Below are 13,365 nucleotides of genomic sequence, written 5' to 3' on the forward strand. Positions count from 1 at the left end.
AGAACCGGCGGGCCGCGCCCGGCCGGGGGGACAACCTCACTCTGCCGTTGGGGTGATCAAGCGAGCACGACTCGGGCCAGCTCCGCCGGGCTGGCCAGCAGCGGGTGTTTCGGCAGCACCCGCACCGTGTAGCCGACCGAACCCGCTCGCGGGAGGCGCAGGGTCGCGGCGAACGCGCCGATTCCGTCCGGCGGCATCGGGACCTGCACCGCGTCCGCGAGTTCGTCCCCGTCGCCGACCTGGCCCACCACGGCTTGGATGTCCACTTCGGACGGTTCGAGTCCGGCCAGGTCGATCCGGGCGCGGATGGTGACCTCGGTGCCCACCACGAGGCGTTCGGTGTGGTCGTACTGGAGTTCGGCGTCGAAGATCCGCACGCGCGGCCACGCGACGTCCAGTTTGGTCCGGTAGTCGGCCAGCGAAAGCGCGCCCTGGTGGCCGTTGCCGGTGGCGGCGGCGACCATCCTCGACGCGGGCAGGTAGCCGGAATCCACGTACTCGCGGACCATTCGCGACGCCTGCACGCGCGGGCCCAGCGTTTCGAGCGTGTGCCAGACCATCGCGAGCCAGCCGGTCGGCACTCCGTCCTCGCCGGTGTCGTAGTAGAGCGGCGCGATCTGCTGGCCGAGCAGGTCATACAGTGCCGCGGCTTCGAGGTCGTCGCGGCGGAGCGGGTCGGTGACGCCGTCCGCGGTGGGGATGGCCCAGCCGTTGGAGCCGTCGTAGCACTCGTCCCACCAGCCGTCCTTGATGGACAGGTTCAGGCCGCCGTTGAGCGCCGACTTCATGCCCGACGTGCCGCACGCCTCCAGCGTCCGCACGGGGTTGTTCAGCCACACGTCGCAGCCGCGGTAGAGGTAGCGGGCCATCGACATGTCGTAGTCCGGCAGGAACACGATGCGGTGGCGCACCTCGGGATCGTCGACGAACCGCACGATCTGCTGGATCAGCTGCTTGCCGTTCTCGTCGGCGGGATGCGATTTGCCGCCGATCACGATCTGGATCGGCCGCTTCTCGTCCAGCAGCAGCGCGCGCAGCCGGTCCGGGTCGCGCAGCATCAGCGTGAGCCGCTTGTACGTCGGCACGCGGCGGGCGAAGCCGACGGTCAGCACGTCCGGGTCGAAAACGCGGTCGGTCCAGCCCAGTTCCAGCGCTGACGCGCCGCGCTGCATCCACGCCGTCCGCACCCGCCGCCGGACCTCGCCGACCAGCTTCTCCCGCAGTTCCCGGCGCAGTTCCCACAGCTGCTGGTCGCTGACGCCGTCGCGCAGCGAACTGTCCGGCGTGCGGCCTTCGTGGCCGAACTCCTCGTGGTTGCCGCCGAGCAGCGCGCTCAGCTCGCGCGCCACCCAGGTCGGCCCGTGCACGCCGTTGGTGATGGACGCGATCGGCACCTCGGCGTCGTCGAAACCGGGCCACAGGCGGGAAAACATCCGGCGCGTGACGCGGCCGTGCAGCTCGGAGACGCCGTTTGCACGTTGTGCCAGACGCAGTCCCATGTGCGCCATGTTGAACAAGCCGGGGTTGTCCTCCGCGCCGAGTTGCAGCACGCGGCGGACATCGACGTCCGGGACGAGCCTGCCGTCGGAGAAATAGCGCTGCACGAGATCGACCGGGAAGCGGTCGATGCCCGCGCTGACCGGCGTGTGCGTGGTGAACACGGTGCCGGCGCGGACCGCGGGTAATGCCTCGTCGAAGGCGAGGCCGTCGGACTGGATGATCTCGCGGGCGCGCTCCAGCCCGAGGAATCCGGCGTGGCCCTCGTTGGTGTGGAACACCTTCGGCTGCGGATGCCCGGTCAGCTCGCAGAACTTCCGCACCGCGCGGAATCCGCCGATGCCGGCCAGGATCTCCTGCCGGATGCGGTGGTCGGCGTCGCCGCCGTACAGCCGGTCGGTGACCGAGCGGAGGTCCTCGTCGTTGGCCTCGATGTCGGTGTCGAGCAGCAGCAGCGGGATCCGGCCGACGCGCGCCCGCCACATCTGCGCGCGCAGGTCGCGCCCGCCGGGCATGGCGACCTCGACCAGCACCGGGCGGCCGCCCTCGGTGACCAGCTCCAGCGGGAAGGCGTTCGGGTCGATCACCGGGTAGTGCTCGACCTGCCAGCCGTCCAGCGACAGGCCCTGGCGGAAGTAGCCGGACCGGTACAGCAGGCCGACGCCGACCATCGGGACGCCGAGGTCCGAGGCCGCCTTGAGGTGGTCGCCGGCGAGCACGCCGAGGCCGCCGGAGTAGTTGGGCAGCGCCTCGGTGACCCCGAATTCCATCGAGAAGTACGCGACCGCTCGCGGCAGGCCGTCGTCGGTGCGCCGCTGGTACCAGCGCGGTTCGGTCAGGTAGCGCTCCAGCCCGGCCGCCGCCTCGCGGGTGCGGCTCAGGAAGTCCTCGTCCTTCGCCAGTTTCTCGAGCCGCTCCGGCGGCAGCGCGGTGAGCATGCGCAGCGGGTCGCGGATCTTGTTGAACAGTTCGGCGTCCATCGAGGCGAACAGGTCGCGCGTCGGCGGATGCCAGGTCCAGCGAAGGTTGGTCGCGAGCGCCCCGAGCCCGGCGAGCGGCTCGGGCAGGCTGGCGCGGACGGTGAACCGGCGGACTGCACGCATGGTCAGCGACGATATCCGGCCCGCTTCGCGCGCGCTCGCACCCCGCTTCGGGGATTGTCCGCGCGTTCCGCCATCCGGGTCAGTAATGTCCGGGTTCGTTGTCGGACGCGGATGGGGAACGAGGGAACATGAGCCGAGGGGGACGCCGGTACGCGCTGGTCGCGCTGGTCGCGGCGACCGTGCTGGGGACAGCCGGGTGCGGGGACAAGGCTCCTCCGGCGACGCCGGGCGCCGGGAACGTCGCCGGGCTGCCGGTCACGCACTTCGAGAGCGGGCTGCGGTCCGGCGCGCCGCGGCCGGACTTGCGGGTGCGCAACGCCAGCGGCGGCGAGGACGACCAGCTCGCCACCGCCGCGATCGCGGACGTGCAGGCGTACTGGACCGAGGCGCTGCCCGCGGAGTTCGGCGGCAAGCGGTTCGAGCCGGTCAAATCGCTGCTGTCGTACGACTCGAAGCGCGACACCGAGGACACCGCGTGCGGCAGCGTCAAGCAGCTGGTGAACGCGTTCTACTGCGCGGGTGACGATTCGGTGGCGTGGGACCGCGGCGTGCTGCTGCCGATGCTGCGCAAGCGGTTCGGGCCGATGTCGGTGGTGACCGTGCTGGCGCACGAGTTCGGCCACGCGATCCAGTACCGGCTCGGGGCCGCGGCGGGGATTTCGAAGTCGACGCCGACCGTGGTGAAGGAGCAGCAGGCGGACTGTTTCGCCGGCGGGTACTTCCGGTGGGTCGCCGAGGACAAGAGCAAGTTCTACCGGGTGTCGACCGCGGAGGGGCTGGACCAGATCCTGGCCGCGATGTTCTTCATCCGCGACCAAGCCGGGACCAGCGCGACAGACCGGCAGGCGCACGGCACGGCGTTCGACCGGACGTATGCGTTCCAGGCCGGGTTCGAGAAGGGGCCGAAGGAATGCGCGGGGATGAACGCGCAGAACGTGCAGAAGCGGTTGACTGAGCGGCCGTTCGACCGCGACGACAAGGGCAAGGGCGACGCCCGGTTCGACGAGCAGCGGGTGGCGGATCTGAAGGCCAGCCTCGACGAGGCGTTCAAGGGGGCTGGGGTGCAGGGGCCGCAGTTCCGGGCCGGGGCGGGCAGCTGTCCCGGCGGGCCCAGCACCCCGCCCGCGTCTTATTGCCCGAACGACAACACGGTGACTTTCGATCAGCGGGCGCTGGAGAAGCTGGCCGAGCCGGTGGACCAGGAAGCCGAGATGGCTGGCCGGGCCGGGGGCGGGCTGGGCGACTTCGCCGCTTTCGCCGAGCTGGCGTCGCGGTATGCGGTGGGGGTTCAGAAGGGCGTGGGGGCGTCGATCGACACGCCCAACGCCGGGTTGCGGACGGCTTGCCTCGTGGGGGCTTGGGCGGCGTTCTCGAACAACCCGGCCGGGAAGGTGAAGCTGCGGCTGTCGTCCGGGGACCTGGACGAGGCGATCGCGGATCTGCTCCGGCCGGACGGGCTGGTGTCGGCGAACGTGAACGGGGAGCGGCCGGACAGCGGGTTCGACCGGGTCGAGGCGCTGCGCCGCGGCTACCTCGAAGGGTCGTCTTCCTGCTCGAAGCTGTACGCCTGAGCCAGACAGCGAAAAGGGCCGCACCGGAACTGTCCGGTGCGGCCCTTCTTGTCAGCTCAGAACAGCGCGCTCGCCAGGTCGCGGCGGGCCTTCGCGACGCGCTCGTCCGCGGGGTCGAAGAGTTCGAACAGCGCGACCAGGTGTTCGCGGACGCGGTTGCGGTCGTCCCCGGCGGTGCGGCGGACGACGTCGACCAGGCGGCGGAACGCGCCTTCCACGTCCTGGTCCGCGATGTCCAGGTCGGCGGCCGCGAGCTGGGCGCCGATGTCCTTCGGGTCGGCTTCGGCCTTCTCGCGGGCGCTCGGGTCGGCGGCTTCGGCGCGAGCGGTGAACTTGACCTGGGCCAGCGCGTTCTTCGCCAGTTCGTTGGCCGGTTCGGCGTCCAGGATGCGCTCGTACGCGGCCTGCGCGGCGGCGTAGTCGCCCTGCTCGAAGGCTTCCTCGGCCTCGGTGAAGCGCGGGTCTTCCGGTTCTTCGACCGGGCCGCGGGCTTCTTCGGCCGCGCGGATGCCGGGCAGGCGGTCGCGCAGGGCGTCGAGCAGCGAGCCCAGCCACTTGCGGATCTCCGGCTCCGGCAGCGCGCCGGAGAAGGCGTCCACGGGCTGGCCGCCCGCGATCGCGACCACGGTCGGGACCGATTGCGCGCCGAACGCCTGCGCGATGCGCGGGTTCGCCTCCACGTCGACCTTCGCGAGCACCCAGGTGCCGCCGCTCTCGCCCGCCAGCCGCTCCAGCACCTCGGTCAGCTGCTGGCACTGTTCGGAGAACCCGGCCCACAGGTCGACGACCACGAGCTGGTTGAGGGAGAGTTCGACGACGGACTGGAAGGTCGCCTCGGTGACCTCGAGCACCGTGTCCGACGGAGGGGCGGACGCGCCGCCCGGCTGTCCTGCCCCCGAAGGCGGCTGGTTCCGGGACGCCTCCGCCCTGGCTTTGAGCGCGGACAGGTCGACCGCGCCGGACAACGCGGCGGACATGGCCGCTGAGTTCGCTGCAGATCCGCGTGGGTGTGTCACGCCCTCCATCCTGGCACGCCTCGCCGCGACAGTTCAGCGGCAGCCCCGAGGTTCGCTTTTGGCATGAGCACTTCCCTGAGGCATGCTCTGCGCGAGGACAACGAGGAGGCCGCAGGATGCTCAGCCGGCGCAACGTCACGGTGGCCGTCGCCGTCGTGGTCGCGGTGGCGTGGATCGCCAGCATCACGGTGACCGTCGCGCACCAGGACCCGCCCGGCGCGGCGTCCCCGCCGGAACTGCGCACGGAGCTGAGCGCCGCGCTGAGCGGGCGGGACGCGGACGCGCTCGCCGGGCTCTTCGACGTCCCCGGCTCCGGCGGCGACGACCTCGCCAAGGACTACGTCAGCGTCCTCAAGGACGGCAACGCACGCGACATCTCCGTGCAGCTCGCGCCGGACGAGCATGCTCCCACCACCGCCATCGTGCACGGGAAAACCGGGGCAGGCGAGCAGTTCAGCTACCGGCTCGCGGTGACCAGCGCCAAGGGACGCTGGACCGTCGCGTTCACGCCGCCGATTCCGTAGCTCAGTCCTCGCGCAGGTGCGCTTCCACGCGCTCGACCTTGGCGGTGAGCTGGCCGGTGTCGTAACCGGGGCGGAGGTCGGCCTTCAGCACCAGCCCGACGCGCGCCGAGCCCTCGCCCGCGGCCTCCACCGCCTTCTTCACCACGGCCATGACTTCGTCCCACTCGCCCTCGATCTCGGTGAACATCGAGCTGGTCGAGTTCGGCAGCCCCGATTCGCGCACCACCTTCACCGCGCGCGAGACGGCCTCGCTCACTCCGCCGTCCGGTTCCCCCGCCGAGGGGCTCACGCTGAACGCGACGATCATGCCGGCTTCCTTTCCCTGTTCTCGCAGGGCGACCCCCACGACCGGGGTACCCGCTGGTAGCTTCGGTTGCCATGAACCGTCCGCTGCCGTTCGATCCGATCGCCCGTGCCGCGCAGCTGTGGGAAGACCGGATCGGCCCGGCCGGAACCATGGCCGCGGTCACCGGTGTGATGCGGGTGCAGCAGATCATCCAGTCCGCGGTCGACGGCGCTCTCAAGCCGCACGGCCTCACCTTCGCCCGCTACGAGGCGCTAGTGCTGCTCACCTTCTCCCGCAACGCGCGGCTGCCGATGCGGGTGATGGGCGAACGGCTGCAGCTGCATCCCACCAGCGTCACCAACATAGTGGACCGGCTTGAGCGCGACGGGCTCGTGAAGCGCGTGCCGCACCCCACCGACCGGCGCACCACGCTCGTCGAGATCACCGAGGAGGGCCGCGCGCTGCGGGAAACCGCCACCGCCGCGGTCACCGGCATCGATTTCGGGCTCACCGGGCTCACCGGGCGGCAGGTGGAGCAGCTGACCGAACTGCTCACCAAGGTCCGCAAGTCCGCGGGCGATTTCACCTCGTAACGCACTCGCGCCTCGTGAGTGGCAACCCCGGTTCTCACCGGGACCAGCACTCACGAGGCGCGAGGGATAACGGAAGGTCAGGCGCTGACCGGCTCCGCGGCGCGCACGAAGAGCCCGACGCCGCCGTGGGTCAGCCGCTGCGGGCCGTCGAGCTTGCCATTGCGCAGGGCCCACTTCTCGAACAGCCAGGTGAACAGCGGCGGAATGCTCGCGAGCAGCGCCAGCACCAGGGTCTTGCCCCGCCAGCCCAGCGGCTTCGCCACGGACAGGGAGACGATCACGTACAGGGCGAAGACGACGCCGTGCACCATGCCGAGGACGGGCACGCCGCCCTCGTTAGACGCGTCGACGACGTACTTGAGAAACATCCCGATCAGCAAGCCGAGCCAGGACAGGGCCTCGGCGACTGCGGCCACGCGGAACACGAGAGCGGCCTTGCTGGACACGACATCCTCCTGTGCGTCACCCGGTGCGTGCTGACTGCACACACAAAAAACTCGTCCGACGCGACTGTCCAAGGCGGACGGAAACCGCCTGGCGTCAACAGCACTGTCGAACGGGTATGAGACCAGTGTGAGGCGTGACCGGCCTCACCGGAACACCGGGGCCCGTGACTCTGGTCACGAGCGATCGCGGCAAAGGTCTGCACCAATTCCGGGCAGGGGCGGAGAACGGGCGGGAAATGCCCGGTTAACGGGGAAGACCGCCTCCCGATCCCAGGATCCGGGAGGCGGTCTTCACCGACTGTCCTACAGCGATCACTAACCGGCACAAGGAGAAGGCGGTGCGGAGGAGCGTGACGTTCCCCACGTGGCCTTCGGCGCGTCGGCCGTCAGGGTGAAGTCCAGAGTGGACCCGCGGCGCAGTTGTTCGAGGCTGACGAACGTTTTGTCCGACGCCGTGCCGTTGACACGCAGCCCGGAGACGTACTGCAATTGCGCCCCGTTCGCGCCGCGCGCGTTGATGGTGAAGTCGCGGCCGTTGGACAGGTGCAGCACGGACTTGGCGAACCGCGGTGCGTTCAGCACGAAGTTGCCGGTGCCGGGGACGGCCGGGTAGAGGCCGAGCGCGCTGAAGACGTACCAGGCGGACATGGTGCCGAGGTCGTCGTTGCCGGTGACGCCGTTGGGGGCGTTCGTGAACAGCGTGTGCGCGGCCCGCACCACCGCGGAGGTCTTCCACGGCTGTCCGGTGAGCGTGTACATCCACGGCGAGTGCAGATCGGGCTCGTTGTTGGGGTTGTAGCGGAACTGCTTGTAATAGTCGTACGGGCCGACGACCCACTCCTCGTGCGCGGTCTTCGCCGGGTCCTTCACGAGGTCGTCGTAGGCGAAGAAGTCGTCGAGCCGTTTGCCCGCGTTGGCCGCGCCGCCCATCTTCGCGACCAGGCCGGGCACGTCCTGCTGCACCAGCCACTGGTACTGCCACGCCGTGCCCTCGTGGAAGCCGTCCTGGCCTTGCGGGCTGTACGGGCCGTCGGCTGGGGTGTACCAGCTGCCGCCGGTGACCTTCGGACGGAAGTAGCCGGTGAAGCCGCGGTCGGCCACGGACGGATCCCACAGCGTCGAGTACGTCCGGCCCTTGGCAGCCAGTTGCTTCGCGTCTTGCTTGCGGCCGAGCGCGGAGGCCATCACCGAGAGGGAGCAGTCGGCGAGGGCGTATTCGAGGGTCGCGGACGCGCCGTGTGCCGGGTCGGTGTCCTGGCCCTTCTTCGGGAAGTCCGGGTCGTACTGGACGAATCCGCCGGCCTGGTAGCTCGCGTTGCCGGAGCGGCCTTGGAACGGCGATGACGCGGGCGGGATCTGGCGGGAGTTCTGCAACAGTGCTTGGTAGGCGTGCATTTCGTCGCCGCTCAGCGCGCCGAACCGCCACAGGTCGACCAGGAACGGCGTGACCGGATCGCCCGTCATGGTGTTCGTTTCCTGGCTCGCGTACGCCCAGCGCGGGAGCCAGCCACCTTGGTCGTGGATGGCGAGGAGGCTCTTCGCGATGTCCCTTGCCCGGTCCGGTTTCAGCAGGGACAGCAGCTGGTTCTGCGAGCGGTAGGTGTCCCAGAGGGAGAAGAAGTCGTAGTACGTCCAGCCGATCGCGCGGTGGATCTTCTTGTCGAAACCGTAGTACCGGCCGTCGGCGTCGTTCGCGGTCAGTGGTTGCAGGAAGGCGTGGTAGAGCGAGGTGTAGAAGACCGTCCGGTCGTCCGGGTTGCCGCCCGTGATGTCCACACTGGACAGTTCGCGTCGCCAGGCGCGCTGCACGTCGTTCTTCACGGCCTCGAACGGGCGGACGCGCGAGGCGGCGAGGTTCGTGTCCGCGCCGCGAGCGTCCACTTGGGAAATCGACGTGGTGGCCGTGACTTGGCCGCCCTTCGGGAAGGTCAGCCACGCGCCGCGCAGGCCCGCACCGCCTTGTGCCGAGCGGCTTCCGGGTGTGCCGCCGTCCGGCGACCAGGTGCCGTAGGAGGAGAACGGCTGGTCGAATTTCGTGGTGAAGTAAGTGGTGTAGGGCTTGCCGCCGCAGAAGGCCTGCGATTCGACAGTACCCGCGATGGTGTGGTCGTCGACGATCCGGACGCTGCTGCCGCTGACCGGTTCCTTCGCGTTGGCCTGCCCGACGTTCACGAAAACGTTCGCCGGACCGGATTTGTCGAAGGAATACCGTTCAACGCCGCTGCGGGTGCTGGCCGTCGTTTCGACGTCGATGCCGCCGTAGCCAGTGAGATGCACCTTGTAGTAGCCGGGTTTGCCGACCTCGCCTTCGTGCGTGTACGGCGCGGCGTACTTGGCTTGGTCGAAGGTCGCTGGTTTGCTGGTGTCGAACGCCGCGCCCGGGCCGATGTCTCCGGTGGTGGGCAACATGGACACCAGGCCGCCCTGTTCCCAGCAGCCCGCGCCGGACAGGAAGAAATGGCCGAAGCCGCGGATCGCGGTGTCGGTGTAGAGATATCCGGCGTAATGCGTGGTGATCGGGCTGGATTGCACCATGCCGAACGGCGCGGACGCTCCCGGGAAGGTGTTGCCCTCGTCCTGCGTGCCGATGAACGTGTTCACCGCGTCCAGCGGATCGGCCGGTCGCGCTTGTGCCGCGACGGGCGTGAGCGCCGCCGCGGTGACAGCGAGCGCCATCGCACCCGCCAAAACCCTGCTCCTCATGGAACTCCTCTGGGAAAAGTCCGTGAGGGGAACCCTGAGGGAATCTGATTCCCTCAGGGTTCCCCTCACCGAAGGTCAGCCCGCGGCGATGGCGAACACGTGCATCGAGCCGCCGGTGACGCCGCTCGGCAGTGTCACGCTCGCGACGGTTTTGCCCGCGTCCAGCGTGATCGGCGCGGTGGCGAACACCATCGTGCGGATCTGCTGCGGGTCGCCGCCCGCGGAGTTGCGGTACGGGGTGGACAGGACGATCCGGTTGCCGAACGCCGGCTGCGCTCCGCCGCCGCCAAGGGTCCAGTCGGAGAACCCGACGGTGGCGGTGGACTTGCTGCCGTCGGTGTAGGTGACGGTGAGCGTGCCTTGGGCGTTGCCGTTGCTGGCGGAGCCGAGCAGCGCGAGCCGTCCCGAACCGGTCAGGTTGACCGTCTGGCCCGCGGCCACGACGTTGTCCGGATCGCCTGCCGGGAACGACGGCCAGGTGAAGTTCAGCCCGTCGCTCGACACTGTGCCGCCTGGCTTGGCACCGGCCTTGGCCAGCGCGTCCGTCGAATAGCTCCAGCCGCCGCCGTCGAAGTTCCCGGCCGCCGAGTTCGCGTCCGGCGACAGGCCCGTGTTGTTCACCGTGGCCAGCCAGCTGTTCGGCTTCGCCACCAGGACGGTCAGCACCGCCTGGACGTCCGCCAGGCCCGGAGAGGAGAAGGTGACCGGGATCCGGCGCGGACCGTCGGAGGTGCCCGCCGGAACGCTCACCGTCACCTCAGCGTGGCCCTTGCCCGCCGCCGGGACCTGGACGGAACCGGTCGCGGGCGTGAGCGTGATGCCGTCCGCGCTGCCCGCGGAGTAGGTCCAGGTCTTCGCCGTGCCGGACAGATCCTGCACGCCCACCGAGGCGGTCGAGGTCGTGCCAGCGGGCACCACCGCGCGTGCCGGGTCCACAAAGGACAGGCTCGGCTTCTCCTGTTCGCGGAACGACGGCGGTGCGTCAGCCGGAGCGGAACCCCACGCGGTCGCGGACGTCGAGCGAGTGAAGTCCAGCTTGCCGCCCTGCGAGAGCAGCCCCTCCGACAGCCACGCCTTGCTGGCCGCACCGCCGTTCACCTTCAGGCTGCTGGTGTACTCACCGGTGCCGGGAGCGTTGACGGTGATCTTCTTGCCCGCTCCGGTGGTCACCTCGGCGTGCGCGAATCGCGGCGTGGTCAGCACGGTTTCGGCGCGGCCCGGGATCTCCGGGTAGACGCCGAGCGCGGACCAGACGTACCAGGACGACATCTGCCCGAGGTCGTCGTTGCCGATCAGGCCTTCCGGACGCGGGTTGTACAGCTCGTCCATCGCCCGGCGCACGATGTTCTGCGTCTTCGCCGGAGCACCGGCGAACGAGTACACGTACGGCGCGTTCGAGTTCGGCTCGTTGCCCAGGAACGCGTACGGCTCATGGGTTCCGGCGTTCAGCTTCGTGAAGAAGGTGTCCAAACGCGACTGCGTGGCGGTGGTGCCGCCGAACGCGGTCACGAGACCGGCGAGGTCGTACGGGACCATCCAGTCGTACTGCGCGCCGTTGCCCTCGACCCAGCCCTGCGAGCTGGCCGGGTCGTAGTTCCCGGAGAACGAACCGTCCGCGTTGCGCGGCTGCAGATGTCCGCTGCCCGGGTTGTAGAGGTTCTGCCAGTTCTGCGCGCGCTTCATGAACGTCGTGTACGTGGCGCTGTCGCCGAGCCGCTTCGCGAACTGGGCGATGGCGAAGTCCGCGCTCGCGTACTCCAAGGTGTCCGCCGCCGCGCCGGGCACGTAGCCGAGCCGCTGGTAGTCCTGCAGACCCGGCCGCTCGGTGTAGCCCTGCGTCGGCTGCGTCGCGCCCTTGATCATGAGCAGCAACGCTTTCTGCGCGTCGAAGTCACGCGCGCCGAACGCGTAGGCGCTGGAAATGATGATGTGGTACGGGTCCCCGTTCATCACGCCGGTGTAGTCGTTCGCCACCGTCCAGCGGTCCCACGAACCGCCTTGTTCGGCGAAGGCCATCATCGAGCGCACGAGGTCCGAGGTCTGCTTCGGCGCGATCGTAGCCAGCAGCGGGACCTCCGAACGGTAGATGTCCCAGCCGGAGATGTTGGTGTACACCGCGTGGCCGCGTTCGGCCTGGTGGATCCGGCCGTCGAAGCCCGGGTAGCGACCGTCCACATCGGAAAACACGTTCGGCTGGACCAGCGAGTGGTACAGCGAGGTGTAGAACGTCGTGGTGTCGGCGTCGCTGCCGCCGCTGACCTGGATCTTGCCGAGCTGGTCGTTCCACGCCTTCCGCGCGGACGCGGCCACCTGGTCGAACGACTTCCTGCCGTTGTTCTCCGCCTTCAGGTTCGCCTTCGCCCCGTCGACGGACACAAAGGACAGTCCTACCTGGACGTTGACCTGCGCGCCGTTGAGGTTCGGGAAGGTCACGTACCCGCCGCTGCCCGGCCCGCTCACCGTCGTGTCCTGCGGCTTGGCTTTCGCTGGGCGCGCCATTGTGGAGCCGATGCCGTTGGGCTGCGCGACCTTCGCCTTGGCCCCGCCGGTCTCCGCGGTCTTGCCCGGCGTCACCGCTCCGTTCTTCCACGTCCCGCTCGCCTCGAACGGGGTGTCGAACTTCGCCGAGAAGTAGACCCGGTAGGAATTCTTCGCGCCGCAGAACCGGCCGCTGGTCGCCCAGCCGCTGATGGTGTCCTTGCCGATGCTGATCGACGCGTCGTCGGTGCCGTTGATCGAGCCGGAAGTGTTGACCAGCAACGTCGACGCCGCGCCCGCCGGGTAGGTGAAGCGGCCGGAGCCGGTGCGCTGGGTCGCGCTCAGTTCGACCTTCGCGCCGTTGTCGAGGGCGACGTCGTACGCGCCGGCGGTCGCGTGCTCGTTCTTGTGGTCGAAGGTCGAGGTGTAGCGGCCCGGATCGGTCGCGGGCGACGTGCTGATCTCGCCGACGTAGGGCATGAACGGCAGGTCCTGATATGTGGTGCAGCCCGCGCCGGAAAGGTGCGTGAGGCTGAACCCGGTGATCGTGTTGTCGTCGTAGAAATAGCCGCCCGGCTGGGATTTCTTCGTGTCCGGGCTCCACTGCACCATGCCGAACGGCGCGACCGCGCCGGGGAAGGTGTTGCCCGCGCCGCCGCCGGTCCCGTGGTCCGCGCCGCCGGGCCGGGTGCCGACGAACGGGTTCACCCACTTCGCCAGGTCCGCGGTCTTCGCGGCGCCCGCCGCGGGATCGGCCAGTGCGGGGGCGGCGGGGGCCACCGCCGCCACGACCGCCGAGGTCAGGAAGATCAGTCCGGCTCTCCAGCGCGCTCGCGCCATCGCCATCGCCTCTCCAGTTGTCCGGCGCGAACCCGCCGTCACCGACCTCGAGGCATCGATGACAACCTTGTCGCGCACCGTCGATGCGGGCTACCTTCGGCAATGTCTCACCGGATCGTCAAGACCGCGGTGAGAGCCTGTCCGATTCGAGACAACGATGTCCACCATCCGCACCAGCGCCTTCGTCGGCTGGGGCAAGGACAACCGGCGGCCATTGACACAGAGCGGGCGGATGGTGTCCAATCCCCCGCATTATGACAACGTTGTCTCACTCGGGCCGGGACGCGGACGGGCTTCCCCGCCCCGCC

At 69.5% G+C, this 13,365-nt stretch carries 9 protein-coding genes; 3 read left to right on the forward strand and 6 right to left on the reverse strand.

The window, feature by feature from the left end; genetic code table 11:
* Positions 1-56: 56 nt before the first annotated feature.
* Positions 57-2,600, reverse strand: coding sequence for an alpha-glucan family phosphorylase (gene glgP, locus BM362_RS18620; RefSeq protein ID WP_093574001.1), 2,544 nt, complete (start codon positions 2,598-2,600; stop codon positions 57-59).
* 128 nt (positions 2,601-2,728) lie between these two features.
* On the opposite strand from glgP, the gene BM362_RS18625 reads away from it, so the two are divergent.
* Positions 2,729-4,171, forward strand: a complete 1,443-nt coding sequence (locus BM362_RS18625; protein WP_067583385.1) for a neutral zinc metallopeptidase — start codon at positions 2,729-2,731, stop codon at positions 4,169-4,171.
* 56 nt (positions 4,172-4,227) lie between these two features.
* On the opposite strand, the gene BM362_RS18630 is transcribed toward BM362_RS18625, so the two are convergent.
* Positions 4,228-5,148 carry a tetratricopeptide repeat protein gene (locus BM362_RS18630; RefSeq protein ID WP_208865251.1) on the reverse strand — a complete coding sequence of 307 codons (921 nt, stop codon included), beginning with the start codon at positions 5,146-5,148 and terminating at the stop codon, positions 4,228-4,230.
* 155 nt (positions 5,149-5,303) lie between these two features.
* Here BM362_RS18630 and BM362_RS18635 point away from each other — a divergent pair, with 155 nt between their 5' ends.
* The gene (locus BM362_RS18635) at positions 5,304-5,711 is read left to right on the forward strand and encodes a hypothetical protein (protein ID WP_067583389.1); all 408 of its coding nucleotides are present in this window, start codon (positions 5,304-5,306) and stop codon (positions 5,709-5,711) included.
* A gap of 1 nt (position 5,712) precedes the next feature.
* Here BM362_RS18635 and BM362_RS18640 read toward each other — a convergent pair whose 3' ends face one another.
* Positions 5,713-6,018: a thiamine-binding protein gene (locus BM362_RS18640; RefSeq protein ID WP_067583392.1), complete on the reverse strand. Its 306-nt coding sequence runs from the start codon at positions 6,016-6,018 to the stop codon at positions 5,713-5,715.
* 71 nt (positions 6,019-6,089) lie between these two features.
* Here BM362_RS18640 and BM362_RS18645 point away from each other — a divergent pair, with 71 nt between their 5' ends.
* Entirely contained in the window at positions 6,090-6,590 is a 501-nt protein-coding gene (locus tag BM362_RS18645; RefSeq protein WP_067583395.1) for a MarR family winged helix-turn-helix transcriptional regulator, read from the forward strand.
* 77 nt (positions 6,591-6,667) lie between these two features.
* Here the strand turns inward: BM362_RS18645 and BM362_RS18650 are convergent, their stop codons facing one another.
* The 3 genes from BM362_RS18650 to BM362_RS18660 form a co-directional block, all read right to left on the reverse strand.
* Complete coding sequence (locus BM362_RS18650) at positions 6,668-7,036, reverse strand: DUF3817 domain-containing protein (RefSeq protein ID WP_067583398.1); 369 nt, start codon at positions 7,034-7,036, stop codon at positions 6,668-6,670.
* A gap of 315 nt (positions 7,037-7,351) precedes the next feature.
* The gene (locus BM362_RS18655; RefSeq protein WP_093574002.1) at positions 7,352-9,739 is read right to left on the reverse strand and encodes a GH92 family glycosyl hydrolase; all 2,388 of its coding nucleotides are present in this window, start codon (positions 9,737-9,739) and stop codon (positions 7,352-7,354) included.
* Between the two features lie 75 nt (positions 9,740-9,814).
* The gene (locus tag BM362_RS18660) at positions 9,815-13,063 is read right to left on the reverse strand and encodes a GH92 family glycosyl hydrolase (protein WP_093574003.1); all 3,249 of its coding nucleotides are present in this window, start codon (positions 13,061-13,063) and stop codon (positions 9,815-9,817) included.
* Between the last annotated feature and the right edge of the window lie 302 nt (positions 13,064-13,365).

The sequence above is a fragment of the Amycolatopsis rubida genome (assembly GCF_900115345.1).
GTDB classification, from domain to species: Bacteria; Actinomycetota; Actinomycetes; order Mycobacteriales; family Pseudonocardiaceae; genus Amycolatopsis; species Amycolatopsis rubida.